General features: G+C 52.3%; 20 protein-coding genes. 7 read left to right on the forward strand and 13 right to left on the reverse strand.

All coding sequences use genetic code 11. The features are described 5' to 3' along the window. Positions 1–6: 6 nt before the first annotated feature. The 5 genes from OSH04_RS12460 to zigA form a co-directional block, all read right to left on the reverse strand. Positions 7–1,401, reverse strand: coding sequence for a dihydroorotase (locus OSH04_RS12460; RefSeq protein WP_266108577.1), 1,395 nt, complete (start codon positions 1,399–1,401; stop codon positions 7–9). Continuing rightward, complete coding sequence (locus OSH04_RS12465; protein ID WP_266108579.1) at positions 1,398–1,955, reverse strand: SufE family protein; 558 nt, start codon at positions 1,953–1,955, stop codon at positions 1,398–1,400. The genes OSH04_RS12460 and OSH04_RS12465 overlap by 4 nt, the downstream gene beginning before the upstream one ends. Further along, positions 1,852–2,127 (reverse strand): membrane protein insertion efficiency factor YidD, encoded by a 276-nt coding sequence (yidD, locus tag OSH04_RS12470; protein WP_266108580.1) that lies wholly within the window; start codon positions 2,125–2,127, stop codon positions 1,852–1,854. Before yidD ends, OSH04_RS12465 begins: the two co-directional genes overlap by 104 nt. A gap of 129 nt (positions 2,128–2,256) precedes the next feature. Next, the gene (folE2, locus tag OSH04_RS12475; protein WP_266108581.1) at positions 2,257–3,189 is read right to left on the reverse strand and encodes a GTP cyclohydrolase FolE2; all 933 of its coding nucleotides are present in this window, start codon (positions 3,187–3,189) and stop codon (positions 2,257–2,259) included. 66 nt (positions 3,190–3,255) lie between these two features. Next, positions 3,256–4,479 (reverse strand): zinc metallochaperone GTPase ZigA, encoded by a 1,224-nt coding sequence (zigA, locus tag OSH04_RS12480; RefSeq protein ID WP_277614458.1) that lies wholly within the window; start codon positions 4,477–4,479, stop codon positions 3,256–3,258. A gap of 538 nt (positions 4,480–5,017) precedes the next feature. Here zigA and OSH04_RS12485 point away from each other — a divergent pair. Continuing rightward, positions 5,018–6,730 (forward strand): anti-phage dCTP deaminase, encoded by a 1,713-nt coding sequence (locus OSH04_RS12485; RefSeq protein ID WP_266108582.1) that lies wholly within the window; start codon positions 5,018–5,020, stop codon positions 6,728–6,730. A 199-nt stretch (positions 6,731–6,929) separates the two neighbouring features. Here the strand turns inward: OSH04_RS12485 and OSH04_RS12490 are convergent, their stop codons facing one another. Continuing rightward, positions 6,930–7,631 (reverse strand): helix-turn-helix transcriptional regulator, encoded by a 702-nt coding sequence (locus OSH04_RS12490; protein WP_266108583.1) that lies wholly within the window; start codon positions 7,629–7,631, stop codon positions 6,930–6,932. A 71-nt stretch (positions 7,632–7,702) separates the two neighbouring features. Here OSH04_RS12490 and OSH04_RS12495 point away from each other — a divergent pair, with 71 nt between their 5' ends. Then, a complete protein-coding gene (locus OSH04_RS12495) occupies positions 7,703–8,068 on the forward strand; it encodes a VOC family protein (protein WP_266108584.1) in 366 nt (121 codons plus the stop codon). 108 nt (positions 8,069–8,176) lie between these two features. Here the strand turns inward: OSH04_RS12495 and OSH04_RS12500 are convergent, their stop codons facing one another. From OSH04_RS12500 to OSH04_RS12510, 3 genes are all read right to left on the reverse strand, one after another. Next, positions 8,177–9,889, reverse strand: a complete 1,713-nt coding sequence (locus OSH04_RS12500) for an acyl-CoA dehydrogenase family protein (RefSeq protein ID WP_266108585.1) — start codon at positions 9,887–9,889, stop codon at positions 8,177–8,179. A gap of 21 nt (positions 9,890–9,910) precedes the next feature. Then, a complete protein-coding gene (locus tag OSH04_RS12505) occupies positions 9,911–10,558 on the reverse strand; it encodes a TetR/AcrR family transcriptional regulator (protein WP_035268038.1) in 648 nt (215 codons plus the stop codon). Between the two features lie 295 nt (positions 10,559–10,853). Continuing rightward, the gene (locus tag OSH04_RS12510; RefSeq protein ID WP_266108586.1) at positions 10,854–11,399 is read right to left on the reverse strand and encodes a TetR/AcrR family transcriptional regulator; all 546 of its coding nucleotides are present in this window, start codon (positions 11,397–11,399) and stop codon (positions 10,854–10,856) included. 104 nt (positions 11,400–11,503) lie between these two features. Between OSH04_RS12510 and OSH04_RS12515 the strand changes: the two genes are divergently transcribed. Next, positions 11,504–12,106 (forward strand): DJ-1/PfpI family protein, encoded by a 603-nt coding sequence (locus OSH04_RS12515; RefSeq protein WP_266108587.1) that lies wholly within the window; start codon positions 11,504–11,506, stop codon positions 12,104–12,106. A gap of 241 nt (positions 12,107–12,347) precedes the next feature. Here OSH04_RS12515 and OSH04_RS12520 read toward each other — a convergent pair whose 3' ends face one another. From OSH04_RS12520 to metE, 3 genes are all read right to left on the reverse strand, one after another. Beyond that, positions 12,348–13,376, reverse strand: a complete 1,029-nt coding sequence (locus OSH04_RS12520; RefSeq protein WP_009454664.1) for a methionine synthase — start codon at positions 13,374–13,376, stop codon at positions 12,348–12,350. 29 nt (positions 13,377–13,405) lie between these two features. After that, positions 13,406–14,383, reverse strand: a complete 978-nt coding sequence (locus OSH04_RS12525; protein WP_035268048.1) for a DUF1852 domain-containing protein — start codon at positions 14,381–14,383, stop codon at positions 13,406–13,408. Between the two features lie 241 nt (positions 14,384–14,624). Further along, the gene (gene metE / locus OSH04_RS12530; protein WP_266108588.1) at positions 14,625–16,916 is read right to left on the reverse strand and encodes a 5-methyltetrahydropteroyltriglutamate--homocysteine S-methyltransferase; all 2,292 of its coding nucleotides are present in this window, start codon (positions 16,914–16,916) and stop codon (positions 14,625–14,627) included. Between the two features lie 111 nt (positions 16,917–17,027). On the opposite strand from metE, the gene OSH04_RS12535 reads away from it, so the two are divergent. Further along, positions 17,028–17,942: a LysR family transcriptional regulator gene (locus tag OSH04_RS12535; protein WP_247965530.1), complete on the forward strand. Its 915-nt coding sequence runs from the start codon at positions 17,028–17,030 to the stop codon at positions 17,940–17,942. 35 nt (positions 17,943–17,977) lie between these two features. Here the strand turns inward: OSH04_RS12535 and OSH04_RS12540 are convergent, their stop codons facing one another. Beyond that, complete coding sequence (locus tag OSH04_RS12540) at positions 17,978–18,544, reverse strand: MarR family winged helix-turn-helix transcriptional regulator (protein WP_338150067.1); 567 nt, start codon at positions 18,542–18,544, stop codon at positions 17,978–17,980. A gap of 157 nt (positions 18,545–18,701) precedes the next feature. On the opposite strand from OSH04_RS12540, the gene OSH04_RS12545 reads away from it, so the two are divergent. From OSH04_RS12545 to hpaH, 3 genes are read left to right on the forward strand one after another with little or no spacing between them, the layout of a single operon-like run. Continuing rightward, the gene (locus OSH04_RS12545) at positions 18,702–19,154 is read left to right on the forward strand and encodes a VOC family protein (RefSeq protein ID WP_035268061.1); all 453 of its coding nucleotides are present in this window, start codon (positions 18,702–18,704) and stop codon (positions 19,152–19,154) included. Positions 19,155–19,178: 24 nt separating this feature from the next. Continuing rightward, positions 19,179–19,889, forward strand: a complete 711-nt coding sequence (locus tag OSH04_RS12550; RefSeq protein WP_266108589.1) for a flavin reductase family protein — start codon at positions 19,179–19,181, stop codon at positions 19,887–19,889. Next, on the forward strand, positions 19,873–20,676 hold the full coding sequence (gene hpaH, locus OSH04_RS12555) for a 2-oxo-hept-4-ene-1,7-dioate hydratase (protein WP_254003058.1): 804 nt from the start codon (positions 19,873–19,875) through the stop codon (positions 20,674–20,676). Before OSH04_RS12550 ends, hpaH begins: the two co-directional genes overlap by 17 nt. Positions 20,677–20,685: the final 9 nt, after the last annotated feature.

The raw sequence follows: 20,685 nt of genomic DNA on the forward strand, positions 1-20,685 counted from the left end.
GGGCGGTTAAGGGACTTCCAGAAAACGCAGCGGCCTGCCTTGCGCCTGCCCTTCCAGGACTTCATCACGAACAACACAATGACCGCGCACAATGGTGTGAATCGGCCAGCCCACAACTGGCATGCCGTCGTAGGGAGACCAGCCGCTGACGCTGGCAATCCAGTCATTGCGGACGCGGCGGCGTGCCTTCAAATCCACAATACTGAAATCCGCATCAAAACCCAGGGCTATGCGTCCCTTGCCTTCCAGTCCAAAAATCCGGGCAGGTCCGGCACTGGTCAAATCCACCAGTCGCTGCAAACTCAGGCGGCCTGCGTGTACATGGTTCAACATCACGGGCAGCAAGGTTTGCACGCCAGTCATGCCACTGGGTGAGGCGGGATAGGCTTGAGACTTTTCCTGCAAGGTATGAGGTGCATGATCGCTGCCAATGACATCCACCACGCCCGAACGAATCGCCTGCCACAGCGCGTCTTGATGAACCTGCCCGCGCACCGGGGGATTCATTTGCGCCAGGCTGCCCAGACGCTCATAACAGTCGGGAGCTTGCAGACTGAGATGGTGTGGGGTGACTTCCACCGTTACGCGATCTTTGTGCGCGGCCAGAAACTGCATTTCCTCTGCGGTAGACACATGCAACACGTGCAATCGGCGCTTCTCCTCTTCCGCCAGACGAACAATGCGTTGGCTTGCCTTCAAGGCACTTTCCACATCACGCCAAACCGGGTGTTGGCGCACGTCGCCACTATCCAGGGCGATATATTTTCGTTCACGCAGCCTGGCCTCATCCTCGGCGTGTACTGCCAGCCGTCTGCGACCATGACGCAAGATGCGACGCAGCACGTCGTCCTCATCCGCTAATAGGTCTCCAAAGGAGCTGCCCATAAAGACCTTGATGCCTGCACAACCTGGGAGCTGTTCCAGTTCCTGCAAGGAATCGGCATTCAAGGCAGAGCCACCGATATAAAAGGCATGATCACACCAGCTTCGGCCTTGAGCAGCATCCAGCTTGGCTCGCAAATCGGCAGCACCCAAGGTCAAGGGATAGGTGTTGGGCATTTCAAAAACCGCCGTCACGCCGCCCAGGACTGCGCCCCGTGTACCCGCTTCCAGATTCTCTTTGTGCTCCAGCCCCGGCTCTCGGAAATGCACCTGACTGTCGATCACCCCTGGCAAAACATGCAGGCCATTAAGGTCCAGCACACAGTCTGCACTCCAGCCGGGCAACAAATCACCAAGAGCCGTAATCCGGCCTTGCGCACAGGCGATGTCGAGACGCTCGGCCCCATTAGGTGTCATTACCGTAGCGCCACAGAGCAGCAAATCGGCATGACGCCGATCACGCTGCTTCGCTATCTCTGCGGTCTGGGCGTTAAAAGCCTGAGGAGTTTCTGGAATCATGTTTGTGTCTTTGCTGCTTCTGCATCCAGAGCATCTTGTGCCGTCAAACGAATCCGCTCCATCATGTGAAACAGGCCATTGGCGCGATTCGGTGACAAATGCTGCTCCAGCTCGATTGCCCGTAAAAAGTCGGGGGGATGGGACAGGATTTCTTGCGGCAAACGCCCCGAATACACCTTCATCAATAAAGCCAACAAGCCGGTGGCAATGGCGGAGTCACTACGGGCCTGAAAGAACAACTTGTGATCACGCAACTCAGACACCATCCAGACCTGTGCCTGACAGCCATGTAAACGGTTCGTCTCGGTACGCCATTTCTCCGGGAAGTCCGGCAAGGAGCGGCCCAGATCAATCAAGTATTCGTAGCGCGCCACCCAGTTACCCAGGCACTGGAAACTGTCCACAATGGCTTGCTGGGTTTGGGCGATGGACTCTTCTGGTGCTGCTTCCTTATCCACGGCCGTCTCCTGTTTGCTTGGGCTCTTGGCGGCCCCGATCACCAAAAGCCGGAACTGGGTCGTGTCCGCCCGGATGCCAAGGGTGACAACGGACAAGGCGCCGCGCAGCCAGCCAAGTTCCTTTGAGAGGGCCATGCGTCTGCAAGGCCTGAATCGCATATTGGGAACAAGTTGGATAAAAGCGGCAACGTGGCCCCAGCAATGGGCTCATAAAAAGCTGATAGCCGCGAACAAGCAGGACCAGAGCAGAGACAAGAAAGGTTTTCATCGCAGCTCCGAAACACGGGGGCGAAGCACAAGGTCAATCGTGATCTTGCTTGCCTGCTCCAGCAGCAAGAAAGTTTGACTCTTGGGCTGTGTCTGGCACGGAGCAACAAGGGCTAAAACACTCATGGCATCACGCCCCACTCAGTCGCGAAAAAGGCATCCCTTCTGACAAGGGGGTTTTGAACGCCACCGCATCATGGGGATGCAAGCTCTCCAGATGTCGGACCTGAATATCAGGATTCTGATAGTCCACCAAGGCCGCTTCTATACGACGCGCCGCGTCTTCCACAAACATCAGGTTCTGACCATTCAAGGCGGCAAAGGCTTGCTCGTCTGCTCGTTTGACGGCGGTTTGCAAGGGTGTCGCCAATGACTCTTCAATACGATCGATCAGCGTCAAAAACCCAAAGTCCTCACTGTCTTCCGATACTTGAATCTGAACCAAAGCCTGACTTCGTTGGCTATGGGGAGTGGCTAGGCTGGCGTGATTGTGCAACCAGGCAGCTACCTCATCTGCATGCAAGACAGGTTGCTTTCCAAAAGCCTGCATAAAGCCCTGTTCAATCAACTGCCGAGCCAGCGCAGCCGAACAAGGACAGGTCGATGAATAAGCTATCTGAACCTGCACCTTGCACACAAAGATACCGTCCAAAAGTCTGGCTTCCAGCACAACGGGATAGGACTTCCAGCCGGCCAGCCCCTGCGTGACCAAGGCAGGCCGTCGCACCAATAAATCAAAGCGAAAACACAGTCGTGCACTGCGCGTGCCACAGTCCTCCTGGCTATCCACCATGCTTTGCAAAAGACACCGCAGCCCCAACGGTGACAAGACTTCCTCTGGCGGCAAGTCATTCAGCAAGCGGTACAGCCTGGACATGTGTATCCCTTTCACATGCGCCAAGGGCAAATCAACCTGAGCATCCACCCGCGCATGCAGCTGCTGCTTATAGCCTGGTTCGAACACGGTAATGGGTAAATCGATTCCCTCCATACCCACCCAGGAAAGCGGAGTCAGGCTATGGGAGGAATCATTCAGGGCCGGGTCGGGAAGTACAACAGTCATACTCAAGGTCCAATCAAAAGGGCTTGCTCACGCCGGCAGGGGCCTGGCAAGACCTCAACAACGCCATCAAGGCCAGTCTGCAAACGAATTCGTCCATGTTGTCCAAGTACTGGGGCCACTGGCCATTTCTTCATCGCTTAACAGGCAGGCGTCGAAACGGGCGCGCAGTGCCGTCTCGTCCATATCCATGCCAATAAGAACCAGCTCCTGACGCGCGTCCCCGACTCGCTCATCCCATTTTTCCTTGATCAGCGCTACCGCTTCGGGATCCTCCGGCCAGCGTTCAGGCGGCATGGACGCCCACCAGTAACCCGCCACGTGATAGCGAGCCACCGCGCCAGCCTGTGACCAGGAGCCCGCCAGAGTCGGGAAGTTCGCCAACCAGAAAAAGCCTTTGGAGCGCACCACCCCAGGCCATTCGCTTTCGACCAGTGCCTTGAAACGCTGCGGGTGGAATGGACGGCGGGCGCGGTAAACAAAATTGCCTATGCCGTACTCTTCGGTTTCCGGGGTATGAGTACCACGCAATTCCTGCAGCCAGCCTGGCGCTTTGGAAGCCTCTTCAAAATCGAACAAGCCGGTGTTCAGAACGCGGTCCAAAGGCACCTGGCCGAACTCGGCTGTTTCAATACGAGCACGGGGATTCAGACTGTTCAGAATGGCCATCAGGCGCTCGCGTTCTGGCTCGCTGATCAAATCAATCTTGTTCAGAACCAGCACATCACAGAACTCGATCTGCTCAATTAACAGGTCCACAACGGTACGCGCATCTTCTTCACCCAAAGATTCGCCACGGGACTGGATGCTGTCTTGCGAGCTGTAATCGCGCAGAAAGTTAAAGGCGTCCACTACCGTGACCATAGTGTCCAAGCGCGCGACTTCACCCAGGCAGCGGCCATCCTCGCCCTCAAAGGTGAACGTTTCAGCCACGGGCAGTGGCTCTGAAATGCCGGTGGATTCAATGACCAACTGATCAAAACGCCCTTCCTTGGCCAGACGGTCCACCTCCAACAACAAGTCCTCGCGCAAGGTGCAGCAAATACAGCCGTTGCTCATTTCCACCAGTTTTTCATCGGTACGCGATAGCTCGGCACCACCGTCACGAACCAAAGCGGCATCAATACTGACCTCGCTCATATCGTTCACGATGACGGCCACGCGGCGGCCTTCGCGATTGTTCAGGATGTGGTTCAGCAAAGTCGTCTTGCCCGCCCCCAGGAAACCGGACAAAACCGTTACGGGAATGCGGGCTGCGGGATCGACTGGCGTGTTATCGAGGGTCATCGTCATTTCTCTTCTTCCTTGAGGCATCAATGGGCCGTTCCTTGCAGAGGACTTCTGTCAATTTTGTGATGTTATAACATAACAATAATTGACCAAGAAAAAACCCTCTTGCAAGGAGGGCTTGATCGCCTTAGAGACAATTTGCCCTTCTCTTTGTAAACAACATCCAGCTGCTAGAGCTGAGCCACTTGTGGGCCAACACATAAGTCCGTTAACTACCCGCACCCTTCAAGCCCAAACTCTCTTCTGTTGGTGCTTTGAGGTCCGATAAAACCAATAACAATCCACGCAACATAAACGTCGCGCTGACATTCGGCCTGCGAATCTTCCCTATCAATCCCCCAGCTCTCTAAGACAACTAGAAGTTAGAAGTCTCGAAGAAAGAGAAATGGTGAGGGTTTAAAAATGATACAAAGATTTTTGATCCATACCCAATATAAAATCGCCAGAAACCAAAAAAATACAACCAATAAATTTCATTTGACTTATAAAAAAAAATAAATTATATATGGGGCTAGTAAAAACACCTTAAAAGGAAGAGGAAATGAGAGACCAGAAATTCATAAGTGAATTATTTTCTGAAAATAGTGAGTTTATCTTAGTAGGTTTAACAGGTAGAACAGGCTCTGGATGCACTACCACCGCTGATATACTAGAAAACAAGAAAATATCACTTCCCGAGTTAGAGGACATAGATGATTTTTATCAAGGATTAGACAAAAAAAGATACTCAATAGTAAAAAAATTTGCGGAGGAAAACTGGCATGGATTTCACTCAATAAAAGTAAGTGATTTAATATCCATGTACCTAATAAACATGGGAGAAAAAAAACTATCTGAATTTGTATCTAAAAAAATAACTACCAAGAAAAACAAAACAAATGAAATAAGATTAGAAACAATAGAAAAAAACAAAGAGAAAATAAAAGACCAAATAGGAAAAATACTAAATCACAATGAAAAGACAGAATCTATAATATCGGAAAAAGAAGATTTTTCTGAAACCATAAAATTAACCAGAAAAATAACTGAAAACATAAAAAATGAGCTAAACAAAATCGAAAAAGGTTTATATGTATCAGTCTACCAATCAGCAGGAAAATCGATAAGAAGAATAGGGAAAGTAGATATAGACTATGAAAAACAAAAATTCATACCAAAATCAGTTTTCCATCTACCAGAAACAATTAACAGAGCAATAAAAATAATAAGAAAAAAAGAAAAAAAAGCATACATAGTAATAGACGCAATAAGAAACCCATACGAGGCCAAATTCTTCAAGGATAGGTATGCAGCATTTCACTTGATTTCAATAAATGCGCCAGATGAGCATAGAACAAAATACCTTCAAGCACTACATAAATTCTCTGCAGAACAAATTGAAGCAATCGACACTGAAGAATCAGGAAAAGGGAATGGAGAATACAAACACCTAACCAACCCAGATGTAAAAAAATGCATTGAACTATCAGATATTCATATATATAACCCAAAAAATGAATTTGACAACACAAACATACTAAAAGCGCAACTAGCCTGGTACATATCGCTCATGCAGCATCCAGGCCTCATTTCGCCTACATCCATGGAGAGAGTAATGCAGGTCGCCTATTCCGTCAAACTCAACTCAGGATGTATATCTAGACAGATTGGAGCGACAGTGACCGACAAAGAAAACTCAATAAAATCGGTTGGCTGGAATGATGTCCCCAAAGGCCAAACTCCTTGCTCAATGAGATCATTAGATGGATTAATGAGCAAATTCGATAAAAAAACATATAGCTCATACGAAAGAAACAACAAAGATTTTAGAAAAAAAGCAAAAGAAAAACTGGAAAAATTTGAAGCAAAAGAAAATAAAATAGAAGTATTTAAAGGAAGAACCCTATCCTATTGCTTTAAAGATATTCACAACAGCATAGACAACAAAGGAAATCAAGTCCATACTCGAGCCTTACATGCAGAAGAAAATGCTTTTCTACAATTAACAGGAAGTGGAGTAGATGGAATAAAGGGTGGAAAACTGTATACAACAGCCAGCCCTTGCGAACTCTGCGCAAAAAAAGCTTACCAACTGGGAATATCAGAAATAGTTTTTATAGACCCATACCCGGGAATAACAAAAGATCATATTATAAATATTGGAAACAACCCTCCAAAACTAATTCAATTTAGAGGATCAATAGGAAAGTCATACCATAGACTATACGAGCAAGTAATTCCAATAAAAGATGAATTAGAAAACATGCTGGACTAAAATATACCCCCCTTTAAAAAAAGGGGGGTTAAAACAATAGCAAAATAATAATATCTGCAAAATTAGGTTTTCACTGCATCTTATTATGATTTATTCCATAATAAGAAAATCAGGAAAAATTAATTTTTATAAATTTAAATCAGATTTGATTCGATATAAAATTAAAAAATTATCAAAAAAAACAACAATAAATAGAATTTTAACTATCAAACACGTAGCGTAGCTCTGTTTGTGTTGCGCGCCACTGCTTGAACAAATCAACCCGATGCCGGGGATAAGACTCCTCCAGACAGACCAAGCGCTGTATCCTGTCCGTCCGGAAATGCCGAAAATCCCCTTTCAATTCGCACCAGCCCACCAGAATCCGGAAGTGCTGAAAGTAGCCCAAGGAAAAAGGCCAGATCACTCTCTCCGATTCCTGATCTGCCCCGTCTATATAAGTGATGCGCAGCTTGCGCTGCAAACGAATCGCTGTACGCGCAATGCCGAGATCAACAAGCTCAGCATCCTGAATCACTCTAGGCCCAACCCGTAAAGCGGTGCTGTCCAGGCTGTCTCTCAAGCTATCGGGCAAGACCGCAGAGATCTTGGCCATGGCATCGCCAGCCGCTTTGGTCAGCGGCTCGTCCGCAAACTTTTCTACCCAGCGAAAACCCAGTATCAAGGCCTCCAGCTCTGCTTGAGAAAACATCAAGGGTGGCAGCATGAAACTAGGTCGCAGCACATAACCGACTCCCGGCTCCCCTTCTATATCGGCACCTTGCGCCTGCAAGGAAGCAATGTCCCTATATAAGGTCCGAATGCTGACGCCCAACTCTTGGGCCAGCCGCGCACCACTCACCGGACGTTTGTGCCGGCGTAGCACTTGTAAAAGGGAAAGAAGTCGTTCTGCTCGGGCCATGCCAGATACTGCCATTTTTTGGCAGTATGGTCACCCATAATGATCTGCTCAATCACCTTGTTGGAGCGATCATGAATCACCCAAACCTTTTGCTGCTCTATGTCCAAGACCCCACCGCAAGCAGCCTTTTCTATGAAAAGCTGCTTCAAAAAGAGCCCGCTGAATCCTTCCCCACCTATGTCGCGTTTGAACTGAACAAGGGCCTGACCCTGGGTTTGTGGTCTACCCAGGCAGCCAGCTTTGTCTCATCCGGAACTGGGCATCGCTCCGAGCTCTCTTTTTTAGTGGACGATGATGCGGCTGTTGATCAGCTGTATCAAAACTGGGTGACAGCGGGTATCACCATAGAGCAAGAGCCCATGACAGCCGTTTTTGGGCGCACATTCGTTGCACTGGACCCGGATGGACACCGATTAAGGGTCTGCACAGCAGCGTAAGACTGACGCTGCATTACTTGCAAAGCCGTCGGACTCCAAAGAACAAGGGCTATCCCGGACTTGATACAGATAGCCCCTGCTCACTCCAGGCTCTACAAACAGCACAAATCAATCTGTCACCATCGCTCTGCGCATAATTTTCTGCGCGACTGACGAAGATGCCATCGTTCCCAAGGTACCGTAATGCGCTCCCCAAGCCCCCACTTCCCCGCCGCTACGCGTACTTAAAAACACATCCGCCACTTCTTGAGAGCTATAGCGCAGCAGCTCGGCCGCCTGCAAGACGCGGGCGACGGCTTCGGTCATGGGGCGGGCCAGGAACTCATCCTCGATTGCCGCCCGAACCAAACGCTCAGTGTGCTGTACCAGTGCATCGAATCGCTTGTCTTGCCCGGCCAAGGGTCTGATTTCATTGAAAGCCGCCTCCACCGTAAGCGGATCTCTGATCATGGCGCGCCGCACATCCATGCACATCATATTCGCCGTCCCTTCCCAAACACTGTTCAAGGGGGCCTCTCGATACACACGGGCCATGGGGTTTTCTTCAATAAAGCCATTGCCGCCGTGACATTGCAAAGCCTCATTCGCAATGGAGGGGGCACGCGAGCAATTGAAGTACTTAGCCGCAGGCGTGGCCACCCGAGCCAGCAGCCTTTCGTGGTCACTGCTTTGCATCAGGTCAGTGGCCTTGGCCACGCGCAAGGACATCAGCGTCGCTGCTTCCACTTCTACCGCCATATCCGCCAGCACATTGCTCATCATGGGCCGATCGGCAATGGAGGTTCCAAAAGCCTTGCGTGATGTCGTGTGACGCAGGGCCAAGGTCAGCGCCTGTCGCATCAAACCCGCCGAGCCAATCGCAAAATCCAGACGTGTCAAATGCGAGTGCGACAGAATTTCCCGAATACCGCGCCCTTCTTCCCCAACCCGAATTGCCAGCGTGCCCGCATACTCCACTTCACTGGACGCGTTGGAACGATTGCCCGCCTTGTCCTTCAGGCGTTGTACAAAAAAGCGGTTATAGCTGCCGTCCGGCAAGGTACGGGGCAAAAAGAAACAAGTAACACCGCCATTGACTTTAGCCAGCGTAAAAAAGCCATCAGACTGCGGCACTGAGCAAAACCACTTATGCCCCGTCAGCTCATACCAATGCGCTGTAGCGCCGTGATAATCCGCGCTATGGGAGAAGCGCGCAGTAGTCTGCGTCTCACGCAGATCTGAACCGCCCTGCTTTTCTGTCATCGCATAGCCAATGACCACCGAGGGTTTATCCCCCACTTCGCGACGACTGTATTCGTAGCGCGTCCCGTTGAGCTTGTCCGCCCAGATCGCCAAAGCAGGTTCAGCCTCGAAACCGGCATACGCCGCATACGCCATGCCGGTCGGGCAACCCGTACCATGCTCCACCTGATTCCACAGATAGGACAAGACCGCACGAGCGAAGTGGCCGTTTTTCTCTTGCGTACGCCAGCTTAAATTCGGCACCTCGTGCTGCCAGGCCAGGGTCATCAATTCATGCCAGCTGGGGTGAAATTCCAGCCAATCAATCCGGTTGCCGAAACGATCATGCGTTTTAAGTTCAGGGATATGACGGTTCGCCAAACGGGCCAACTCCTGAACATTGTCATCACCAGCCACCGCCCCCAAAGCCTGACAACGCGATTCGGCCCACGGAGCTTCGCGGCGAATGGCCTCAGTTAAAACCTGATCGCCCGTAAAAGCATTGAAACCACTGGCGGGCAGAGCCTGATTCAAAACCTGATGCGTGCTGTAACGATCCTCGGGCGCATTCAAAATGCTGGGGGGAAGCGCTTGGTTCATGGTTGTCTCCGAACTGTTTTTCTAAGGCGTGGCAGAAAGGACTGCCACGCTGGCGCACGCCATCTGGGCAATCTGGTCAGCCAGCGCAGCCACTTGGCGCTGGTAACTGTCCGTGCCATCGTGCTGCTGACGGCTTAAAGGAGAAAGCGGGCCAATCAGCCCTTCCATGAAACCGCCCACAATGACGGTAGCCGCAATATCGGGCTGCACATCCTGGCGCATTTCCTGGGCATCTTGCCCCATGGAAACAATGGAGTGAATGACCTGGCTGATCGCGGCGCGATACACCAGACGAGCCGCGTCGATTTCCTTATCGCATGGCTCGGCAATCAAGGCATACGCCAGACGAGGATTACGCATGGCGCGTTTTACGAATGTTGAGACTGCGGCATGCAGGCGCAGCATAGAGGCTCCGTCAGCCTGCGCAATGTCTGTGAGTACATCCACCTCCCGCTGAGACACCTGCGACAGCACTTGCGCGAACAACTCGGCCTTGGACGGGAAGTAGCGATAGACCGTCCCAGTGGCCATACCCGCCGCAGCCGCCACACTGGCCACCTGGGCTTCCTGCCAGCCACCTTCACTGACCAAAACACGAGCGGCTTCCAGGATACGGCTACGATTGTCTTGCAGACGAGCTTCAACGGCGGGGGTTTGACGATAGGCCATAAAGAAGTGAACCTCGATTCATTACATGAGTGAATCCTAGTTCATTTCTTTATGGTGGACAAGAATTTCTTTACTCTGGGGAATCTACAGTCGCAGCGACTGGGCATTGCCGGCTGCTTGGAGAATTCGTTACTTGAGGCCTAGGGCCTAAGACTTAGCGTGCAGGTTTGGCGGTTGGCGGTTGGCGGTTGGCGGTTGGCGGTTGGCGGTTGGCGGTTGGCGGTTGGCGGTTGGGCATTAGTGTTATTCATCGCTCTGCCCTTTTTCCCGCCCTCCCCCTTTTCTGCCCGCCCCCCTAAAACCTGGAGCGCGGGCGAAACAAAGCCAAGGCATCGCCCAGCAAGTTGGCGAAACGCGCCGCGTTATGGCGTACACCCGATTGCTGTCCGCCTATAAAACACAAATGCACCATCTCACCCACAATCTCGGAATGCTTGGGCAAGAGAAAAGCGCTTTTCGATGTGCTGATCGCAAAAGCCAAACGCCTGGCATCAACACGCGTCTGATACTCGGCAACCACGGGATCATGCAAAGCCCATGCACGGATAGCAACTTCACGATTGGGCTGCTTATCTGCTGCGATGTGAATGTAACGCTTCAAGACCTGCGTAGGCCCCGCCCCTTGCGCTGCATAGTCCAACATGCGCTCGGTATAATCCTGCTCCCAGGCCGAGAGCAGCGCCCGTACAAAGTCCTCGCGGCTACAAAAATGGTGGTAGAACGAGCCGCGCGTCACATTCAAGCGGCGGGCCACCCGTTCCGCTGAAACCCCGCTATGGCCTTCCAGGTCCAGATTGTTTAAACCGGCCTCAATCCAATCGTCTCTCGTCAGCTTTCTCATCGCGGGAACATACAGGCTGTGTATGGTGATTAGTGGATAAATAGACTACGAAGCCTCACGATGACCGCCCCGGCACAACGGCGGTCCTTCTCATGGAGCTTGTAATGAAAGAAATAGCACTGATTGCCTTTGACCAATTCACGGACATAGACCTGTTCTTGATGTGGGACCTGCTAGGTCGAAACACACAGGACTGGCGTGTCAAAATCTTGGGCACGACGCCTATTTTACGGTCTGCGCATGGTTTGGAAATACAGACGCACGGCCCTGTATCCGAAGCGAGCCGTGCCAATGCCGTCCTGTTCAGCAGCGGTAAAAAGGGAGTGCCTGCGGCTATGAGTAATCCGGACTTTTTGCCCAATTTGCATCTGGACCCAGAGCGGCAATTCATAGGTTCGATCTGCGCAGGCGTGTTCTTCCTGGAGCGCTTGAACTTATTGCCCCAGCGTCGGGCTACGACACATCCAGATGCACGCGCTTTATTAAATGGTGTCGATCTGGAGCCGGTCGACCAAGCCTTGGTTTGCTATGGCAAGGTCGCAAATGCAGGCGGATGCCTGGCATCTTTATATCTTGTGGGTTGGCTGGTGGAATCGCTATTTGATAAGCAGAAGCGAAAAGAAACCCTGCTGCCGGTCTATCCGGTAGGGCAAGAGGCGCTTTATGAAGCATTAGTGGAGCGGAGTATCCAGGAAGCACACATTTAATAGCGTGGGAAGGTACTGAGCAAACCGGTCAAACTGTCCCAGCGAGCCAGCATTGCTGCTCAATAGCAACCACTACCAGCCCCGATCCACTCAATCTTCGCCCTGATGCCTGCATTAAAAACGACCTATCTCTCCTTCATCTGCGCCAATAAAACTGCCCCCAGCAACAGCAATGGCAAAGCCATCAATACTGTTTGCTGGGGGCAGTCTGAAACTCGCTAGCGCGAAGGTATCAAACCAATCAGGCCGACAGTTCCTTGCGAACGATTTCAGCACCGGCGCTCAGGGCGTGCAGCTTGCCACGAGCCACGGCGCGTGGCAAAGGTGCCATACCGCAGTTGGTGGAGGGGTACAGCTTGTCAGCGTCCACAAACTTCAGCGCCTTGCGCAGTGTGTTGGCCACTTCGTCAGCGGTTTCAATCACGTTGGTGGCCACGTCAATGGCGCCAACCATCACTTTCTTGCCACGGATCAGTTCGATCAAATCCATAGGAACGTGGGAGTTCTGGCATTCCAGAGAAATGATGTCGATCTTGGATTGCTGCAGCTTCGGGAAGGACTCTTCGTATTGACGCCATTCCGAACCCAGGGTCTTTTTCCAATCGGTGTTGGCCTTGATGCCGTAACCGTAGCAAATGTGCACGGCGGTTTCGCATTTCAGACCTTCAATGGCACGTTCCAACGTAGCAATACCCCAGTCATTCACTTCGTCAAAGAACACGTTGAAAGCAGGTTCGTCAAACTGGATGATATCCACGCCTGCGGCTTCCAGCTCTTTGGCTTCCTGGTTCAGGATCTTGGCAAATTCCCAAGCCAGTTTCTCACGACTCTTGTAGTGGTTGTCGTACAGCGTATCGATCATGGTCATGGGGCCAGGCAGCGCCCATTTGATCGGCTGCGAGGTTTGCTGGCGCAGGAACTTGGCATCGTCCACAAATACGGACTTGGGGCGATTCACAGCACCGACAACGCTTGGAACGCTGGCATCGTAACGGTCACGAATACGCACGGTCTCACGCTTTTCAAAGTCCACGCCTTCCAGATGTTCGATGAAGGTAGTGACAAAGTGCTGGCGGGTTTGCTCGCCGTCGCTAATCAGATCGATACCGGCGTGCAATTGTTCTTGCAAGGACAAGCGCAGTGCATCTTTCTTGCCTTCGACCAGGTCCTCACCTTCCAGTCTCCAGGGCGACCACAGTTTCTCGGGTTCAGCAAGCCAGGAGGGTTTAGGCAAACTGCCAGCGGTGGAGGTGGGTAGCAATTTTTTCATAATTAAATAACCTTGTTGTTTTTGATGAATCAAAGCGCGTAACTGGCTGCCCATTGATCAAGAATAACTTTGTATGGCTTGATAAAACTCTCTTCGGTAAACCGGCCCTGCTCAACCGCCAGACGGCTACGTTCTTCACGATCGTAGACAATTTGCGTAACCGAATGATCCGCATTTTTCAGGCTGGGCTGATAGCGCATTCCTGCTGCCGAATTGGCATTGTAAATCTCGGGGCGGTAGATTTTCTGGAATGTCTCCATCGTGCTGATGGTACTGATCAATTCCAGATTCGTGTAGTCACTGAGCAAATCACCACGAAAGTAAAAGGCCAAAGGCGCAACGCTATTTGGGGGCATGAAATAACGAACCTGCAAACCCATTTTCGCGAAGTACTCATCGGTCGGCGAGAACTCATTTTGCTGGTATTCGACGCCCAATACCGGATGCTGATTACCTGTACGGTGGTAGACCTTGCTGCTGGATACGCTCAGGCAAATCACGGGGGATTTGTTGAAGTTTTCCTGATACAGCGTGGAGTTCACGAAAGCCTTGAACAACTTGCCATGCAAGTCACCAAAGCCTTCCGGGGCGCTGAAACCGTTTTTGTTCTTGTTGTGCTCCAGCAGAACCACACTGAAATCGTAGTCACGCACATACGAAGAGAAGTTGTTACCCACAATCCCTTCAATACGCTTGTTTTCCTTGTGATCAACGATACTGGTTTTCAGAATTTCGATGGTCGGAAACGTAGAACCATTGCCTTCAACATCAATATCAACAGAGACGATATCCAGTTCAACTGAATAACGGTCCCCATTCGGGTTGTCCCAATGCGCCAAACTATTGAAGCGATTGTCGATCATCTTCAGAGTATTGCGCAGGTTTTGCTGACGGCTTTCACCACGGGCCAAATTGGCAAAATTAGTGGTGATACGTGTGTTATCAGCTGGACGGTAGTTTTCATCAAAACGGATGCTTCTGATGCTGAACGCGAATTCTTTATTCATTTTTATGTATGCCCTAATTTCTGATTTCAATCTCGAATTTATTTTTGAGCCAAGTCATTGATCTTGAAAAATAAATTCATCTTATTTATGTACACTCTGTGCTGATTGTCTGAGCTGCTTCGGGGGGCTGCACTGCTTACTCTCTTCTTCCTGGTGAAGCCAGAAAACAGGTTTGAATCAGCCTCAAAAAAAGTCCCGGCATTTGGCCGGGACTTTCCGCCAAACTCAGCTCATGACCTGATCAGGCACTTGCCCGCAAAACTTTCGCTGCGGCCACCATATTGGTCAAAGCGGGAATCACCTCAGCCCATTGACGTGTCTTCAAACCGCAGTCGGGGTTCACCCACAAACGTTCTGCTGGCACGCGCTCGGCGGCTTTTTTCATCAAATTCACAATGTGCTGCTCGGTCGGAATATTGGGCGAGTGAATGTCGTACACACCAGGGCCGATCTCGTTGGGGTACTGGAAGTTCTCGAAGGCTTCCAGCAATTCCATGTCCGAGCGGCTGGTTTCAATGGTGATCACGTCCGCATCCATATCGGCAATGGAAGAAATGATGTCGTTGAATTCCGAGTAACACATATGTGTGTGGATTTGCGTCTCATCGCCCACGCCGTTGGCGGTGATGCGGAAGCTTTCCACGGCCCAGTCCAGGTAGCTTTGCCATTGCGATTTACGCAGAGGCAAACCTTCACGCAAGGCGGCTTCGTCAATCTGAATCACATGCACACCGGCTTTTTCCAGATCCAGCACTTCTTCGCGAATGGCCAGCGCCAGTTGCAGGCAAGAAGCCGAGCGAGGCTGGTCATCACGCACAAAGGACCAGTTCAAGATCGTCACGGGGCCGGTCAACATGCCCTTCATGGGTTTTTGAGTCAACGACTGGGCGTAGGTGATCCATTCCACCGTCATGGCTTGAGGACGGCTGATGTCACCAAACAGGATGGGTGGTTTCACGCAGCGCGAACCGTAGGACTGCACCCAACCGAACTGGCTGAATGCGTAGCCGTCCAGCTGCTCACCAAAGTATTCGACCATGTCGTTACGCTCGGCTTCGCCGTGCACCAACACGTCCAGACCCAGTTTCTCCTGCTCACGCACGCTGCGCTCAATCTCGGCACGCATTGCGGCCTGATAGCTGTTTTCGTCCAAACGACCGGCCTTGAACTCGCTACGAGCACGACGGATTTCTGCCGTTTGTGGGAAAGAACCAATCGTGGTGGTGGGGAATGCGGGCAGTTTCAGGAATTCAGCTTGCTTGGAAGCACGCTGTTCGTAAACGCTCTTGCGCTTGCCCAGCTCGGCCGAGATGCGCGCCACCGCTGCTTTCACAGCAGGATTATTCACACGGGGCGAGTTGCGACGGGCAGTCAAAGCGGCCAGGTTATCGGCCAGCTCTGCCTTGACGGCATCACGCCCTTGGCTCAAGGCTTTACCCAATACACGCAGTTCATCCAGCTTTTGCAAAGCAAAGGCCAACCAAGACTTCACATCGGCATCCAGCTTTTCTTCGCTGTCCAGATCAACCGGCACATGCAGCAGCGAGCAGGAAGGAGCAATCCACAAACGATCACCCAGTTGCTTGGCGATGGGCTCAACCCAGTCCAGTACAGCGGTCAAATCTGTTTTCCAGATATTGCGACCATTGATCACGCCCAGGGACAAGACCTTGTCGTCACCCAAAAGCTTGAGCAGTGCATCCACACCATCACGATCATTAATGGCATCCACATGCAAACCGGCAACAGGCAAGCTGGCGGCCAAAGCAGCATTTTCCAGCAACTGACCAAAGTAAGTGGCTACCAGCAACTTCACGCCAGCAGCTTTCAGTTGCTGATAAGCGGTCTTGAACGCTTGCTGCCAATCGGCATCCAGCTCGGTAACCAGAATAGGCTCGTCAATCTGCACCCACTCAACGCCGGCTTTAGCCAGCGTCTCCAGCAATTGGACATACACGGGCAGCAAGCGATCCAGCAGAGCCAGCTTGTTGGATTCATCCTTGGCCTTGCCCAGTGCCAGATAGGTCACGGGACCAATAATCACAGGCTTGGCTTTCACGCCTTGAGCCTTGGCTTCAGCCAGCTGCTCCAGCAAACGCGAAGCGTCCAGCTTGAACAGGGTGTCAGCCGTAAATTCGGGGACGATGTAGTGATAGTTAGTGTCGAACCATTTGGTCATTTCACCAGCCGCCACACCACCGCAGCAAGCGCTATGATCTTCCAGACCTTTGGCCGAACGACCGCGCGCTACGCGGAAATAGTTATCCAGCTCGTCACCATGAAAGCCCTGCACACGCTCGGGCAAATTGCCCAGCAAGAAGCTGGCATCCAGCACCTGATCGTAAAAAGAGAAATCTCCAACGGGCACCAGATCCAGACCCGCCTGGTTTTCCCAGTGACGCTGACGCAGTTGTGCGCCCAGAGCCTTGAGTTCGTCACGCGAAGATTCGCCCTTCCAGTAAGACTCCAAGGCGAACTTCAGTTCCCGTTTGGCGCCAATGCGCGGAAAGCCAAGATTATGAATCGTCGTCATGTGCTGCTCTCTAAAGGCCAGTGGATGAATGAATGACTTGCATTGTAGGAAGCCGTATCAATGAAGTAAAATGGTCTTATCTCACCAACCCATGAATATCATTCACGTATCATGTTAGAGCGCATCCACCTGGCCGTTGTGCAGCAAGTTGACAAGCAAGGGTCCCTGACCGCCGCCGCTGCCGTGCTGCACGTTACCCAATCTGCCCTTAGCCACACCATGCGAAAACTGGAGCAGCAACTGGGCACAGAAATCTGGCGTCGCGAAGGCCGCAGCCTGCAACTGACTCAAGCCGGGCAGTATCTGCTGGCCGTCGCCAACCGCGTCCTGCCGCAGCTGGATCTGGCAGAAGAACGCCTGGGCCAGTTCGCTCAAGGCGAGCGAGGATCACTGCGCATCGGCATGGAATGCCACCCCTGCTATCAATGGCTGCTTAAGATCGTCTCGCCGTACCTTAGCGCCTGGCCAGACGTGGATGTGGATGTGAAGCAGAAATTTCAGTTTGGCGGGATCGGTGCGCTATTTGGGTATGAAATTGATCTGCTGGTCACCCCCGACCCGCTTTACAAACCCGGCCTGAAGTTCGAGCCCGTATTCGACTACGAGCAGGTGCTGGTAGTGAACAAGGCCCATGCCCTGGCGAATGTGGACTACGCCAAGCCTAAGGACCTGGACAGGGAAATACTGATTTCCTATCCGGTGGACATAGACCGGCTGGATATCTACAACCAGTTTCTGCTGCCTGCTGGTATCGCCCCCCGACGTCATAAAACGATTGAGACGACGGACATCATGATGCAGATGGTTGCCAGTGGCCGTGGCGTAGCGGCGCTGCCGCGATGGCTGGTGGAAGAGTATGCGGAGAAACTGGACGTAGTGCCGGTCAAGTTGGGCAGGCACGGCATCGCCAAGCAGATCTTCCTGGGGATGAGGGAGACGGAAACGGTGATTGATTATCTGCAGGCGTTTATGGAGCTGGCTCGGGGGTCTGGGCCGGGTGGTGGACACAGCGATAATCGGCTTTAAGCACTAGATTAAAAGCCTGTCTGCCGTACTGCTGCTTAGCGACGGCCCGTTTTAGCGCCGGACTTGAGCTGGGTCCAGAGTTTGGCGAGCAGCTTTTGTAGTACCTCGCACTCCTCTTCATCCAGACTGCTGGTTAGCGATTCGCACATTTGCCAAAACGCCGGCAGTGCTTCGTCCACCAACTTACGGCCTTCATCCGTTAACTCCAAGGCAAAACTGCGTCGGTCCTCGGTACTTAACTTGCGGCGCAGCAGATCGCGTTTTTCCAGCCAGTCCAGTAAGGATGTCACTGTGGAGCGCGTCACACCGAAATACTCCGCGATGTTGGACGGAGTGATCGCCTGGCTCTCCACCAATCCGCGCTCTGCCAGACTGAAAAACATCAGCACATCGAATTTGTTCTCTGACAGCCCGAATGACGCAAGGCGGCTGTTAGCGCTTTGCTCAATATCGTCACACAGCCACAGCATCAACAAGCCTAGCCCTGCACGGCTTGGGTTGGTGGTTTCGTCAGCACTTGCTCGCATCAGCTCCAAGTGCGGACGTACTGCCTTAAGAGCGGTGAAAGATGGCGTAGAAGCAGATGTTTTGGGCCGTTGCATGCTGGATCAGGATCAATACCAAAGGGAAGGTGGGGAATCATAGCGCATAGAAATAGTACCACTTGCGTATAATACGATAGTCGTACTATATTTCCATTGCTTCACCACAATCAAAGGCCAAGCCTCAATTAAAAAATCCCGAAGGAGCCTATACACCATGAAAGTAATTGAACTGCACCATGTTGGTTTCGGCGTCAATCATGCGCAGGCCGATGCCATGCTTGATTTCTATCGCAACGTGCTGGCTTTGCCACAAGACCCGTCTCGCTGGAAGATTCCTGGCATTTACGGTTCCTGGTTCAACCTGCCCAATGGCACCCAGCTGCACATTCTTGGCTGCGAAGGTGTTTCCCAGTACGCCAAAGGACCAGATCAGGACCCAGTCTCGAATCACTTTGCCCTTGCCGTCGAGGACATACTCGCCGCCGAACAAGAACTGGTGGAGCAAGGCATCGAGTACTTCACTCTCGACAATGTTGCCTCTCCCAACCTCAAACAGTTGTTCCTGCGCGATCCTGCAGGAAACCTGATCGAGCTGCATCAGGCCACGGCTCGCAGCGCAGGTGTCGCAGAAAATGAGCAGCAAACGGGCCCCATCGCCAATCGCTAAATGTATAGCTAGCAGGAGTGAGACATGTATTTCGATATGGAAGCTTTAAGCAGCGCGCAACGTAGCAAGCTGGTGCACTCTACGGTGATTCCCCGACCCATCGCATGGGTAAGTTCGTGCAGTACCTCAGGTGCGGTCAACGTCGCGCCGTTTTCGTTTTTCAATGTGATGTCCGGAGATCCACCGCTGCTGTGCCTTTGCATCGGTTCGCGCGCGGGTGAACTCAAGGACACAGCACGCAACATCGTCGACCAGGGCGAATTTGTGGTCAATCTGGTCTCGGAAAACATGGCCGGGCGCATGGCCATCACCTCCATAGACTTTGAGACCGGGCTTAATGAAGCCGAAGAGGCGGAGCTTGAAATGCTCCCGAGCCAGCAGGTGGCCGTACCAAGAATCGGATCGAGTCCATGTTCGATGGAATGCAAGGTACGCCAGTTGATTGATATCGACGGTATACGCACCTTTGTACTGGCAGACATCGTGGGCGTACACCTGTGCGATGAGGCCGTTACCGATGTCACAAGAATGTTCATCGACCCCTTGCCCATGGCCTTGATCGGGCGTCTTCACAGTCCTGGCTGGTACTGCAAGGTATCAGCCGATTTCCAGCTTTTAACGCCCTCTCCCCTGCAATGGCAGGCCCTGAAAGACCAGGGGCAGGCGCAGCAGTTGTTGAGCTGGCAAGCCCCCGCCCCGACACATTCCGGAGGCCCAGATGTTGAATGCAAATGAAGTGCGCCAAAGCGCCGAATACCTGGATAAGGCCGAGCGCTCTCGCGAGCAGATACGTCAGATTTCGCTGAGCTATCCCGAGATGAGCATCACCGACGCTTATGCCATCCAGCATGCCTGGGTACAGATGAAGCTTGCCCGTGGCCAGCGCATCGTCGGCCACAAGATCGGCCTCACCTCAAGGGCGATGCAAATGGCTTCACAGATTGATGAGCCAGACTACGGTGTGCTGCTCGATGACATGCTCTGGGGCGATGGCAGTGAAATCCAACGCGATCAGTTAATCCATCCCAGAGTGGAAGTGGAACTGGCTTTCATCCTGAACCGCCGCTTGGCGGGCGAGCAGGTAACACTGTTAGATGTGCTGGACGCCACCCGCTACGTGATGCCTGCACTGGAAATCATTGATGCGCGCTCCGAACAACTAGACCGTGAAACCAGGCGACCTCGACGAGTGGTCGACACCATTGCCGACAATGCGGCAAATGCAGGCGTGATCCTTGGTGGCCGTCCAGTGCGTGTGGATGATCTGGACTTGCGCTGGGTGGGCGCATTGCTGATGCGTAATGGCGTGATCGAAGAAACAGGCCTGTCGGCAGGTGTTCTAAACCACCCCGCCAACGGGGTTGCATGGCTATGCCACCGCCTGGCGGCATTCGACAGTGGCCTTGAACCGGGACACATCGTGCTCTCGGGCTCTTTCACCCGTCCCGTGCATGCCAACACGGGCGACACCTTTCATGCGGACTTCGGACCACTGGGCAGCGTCGGCTGCCACTTCGTCTGAACCATCACT

The organism is Alcaligenes nematophilus (genome assembly GCF_026344155.1).
In the GTDB taxonomy this organism is placed as follows: domain Bacteria; phylum Pseudomonadota; class Gammaproteobacteria; order Burkholderiales; family Burkholderiaceae_B; genus Alcaligenes; species Alcaligenes phenolicus.

What these genes read in the sequence shown, in the direction of transcription:
- OSH04_RS12520 (WP_009454664.1), bottom strand. Translation starts at nt 13,376, where the DNA reads ATGAAAAAATTGCTACCCACCTCCACCGCTGGCAGTTTGCCTAAACCC.
- OSH04_RS12490 (WP_266108583.1), bottom strand. Translation starts at nt 7,631, where the DNA reads ATGGCCCGAGCAGAACGACTTCTTTCCCTTTTACAAGTGCTACGCCGG.
- OSH04_RS12550 (WP_266108589.1), top strand. Translation starts at nt 19,179, where the DNA reads ATGTATTTCGATATGGAAGCTTTAAGCAGCGCGCAACGTAGCAAGCTG.
- folE2 (WP_266108581.1), bottom strand. Translation starts at nt 3,189, where the DNA reads ATGACTGTTGTACTTCCCGACCCGGCCCTGAATGATTCCTCCCATAGC.
- OSH04_RS12540 (WP_338150067.1), bottom strand. Translation starts at nt 18,544, where the DNA reads ATGCAACGGCCCAAAACATCTGCTTCTACGCCATCTTTCACCGCTCTT.
- hpaH (WP_254003058.1), top strand. Translation starts at nt 19,873, where the DNA reads ATGTTGAATGCAAATGAAGTGCGCCAAAGCGCCGAATACCTGGATAAG.
- OSH04_RS12525 (WP_035268048.1), bottom strand. Translation starts at nt 14,383, where the DNA reads ATGAATAAAGAATTCGCGTTCAGCATCAGAAGCATCCGTTTTGATGAA.
- yidD (WP_266108580.1), bottom strand. Translation starts at nt 2,127, where the DNA reads ATGAAAACCTTTCTTGTCTCTGCTCTGGTCCTGCTTGTTCGCGGCTAT.
- OSH04_RS12545 (WP_035268061.1), top strand. Translation starts at nt 18,702, where the DNA reads ATGAAAGTAATTGAACTGCACCATGTTGGTTTCGGCGTCAATCATGCG.
- OSH04_RS12535 (WP_247965530.1), top strand. Translation starts at nt 17,028, where the DNA reads ATGTTAGAGCGCATCCACCTGGCCGTTGTGCAGCAAGTTGACAAGCAA.
- OSH04_RS12505 (WP_035268038.1), bottom strand. Translation starts at nt 10,558, where the DNA reads ATGGCCTATCGTCAAACCCCCGCCGTTGAAGCTCGTCTGCAAGACAAT.
- OSH04_RS12510 (WP_266108586.1), bottom strand. Translation starts at nt 11,399, where the DNA reads ATGAGAAAGCTGACGAGAGACGATTGGATTGAGGCCGGTTTAAACAAT.
- OSH04_RS12500 (WP_266108585.1), bottom strand. Translation starts at nt 9,889, where the DNA reads ATGAACCAAGCGCTTCCCCCCAGCATTTTGAATGCGCCCGAGGATCGT.
- metE (WP_266108588.1), bottom strand. Translation starts at nt 16,916, where the DNA reads ATGACGACGATTCATAATCTTGGCTTTCCGCGCATTGGCGCCAAACGG.
- OSH04_RS12460 (WP_266108577.1), bottom strand. Translation starts at nt 1,401, where the DNA reads ATGATTCCAGAAACTCCTCAGGCTTTTAACGCCCAGACCGCAGAGATA.
- zigA (WP_277614458.1), bottom strand. Translation starts at nt 4,479, where the DNA reads ATGACGATGACCCTCGATAACACGCCAGTCGATCCCGCAGCCCGCATT.
- OSH04_RS12495 (WP_266108584.1), top strand. Translation starts at nt 7,703, where the DNA reads ATGAATCACCCAAACCTTTTGCTGCTCTATGTCCAAGACCCCACCGCA.
- OSH04_RS12485 (WP_266108582.1), top strand. Translation starts at nt 5,018, where the DNA reads ATGAGAGACCAGAAATTCATAAGTGAATTATTTTCTGAAAATAGTGAG.
- OSH04_RS12515 (WP_266108587.1), top strand. Translation starts at nt 11,504, where the DNA reads ATGAAAGAAATAGCACTGATTGCCTTTGACCAATTCACGGACATAGAC.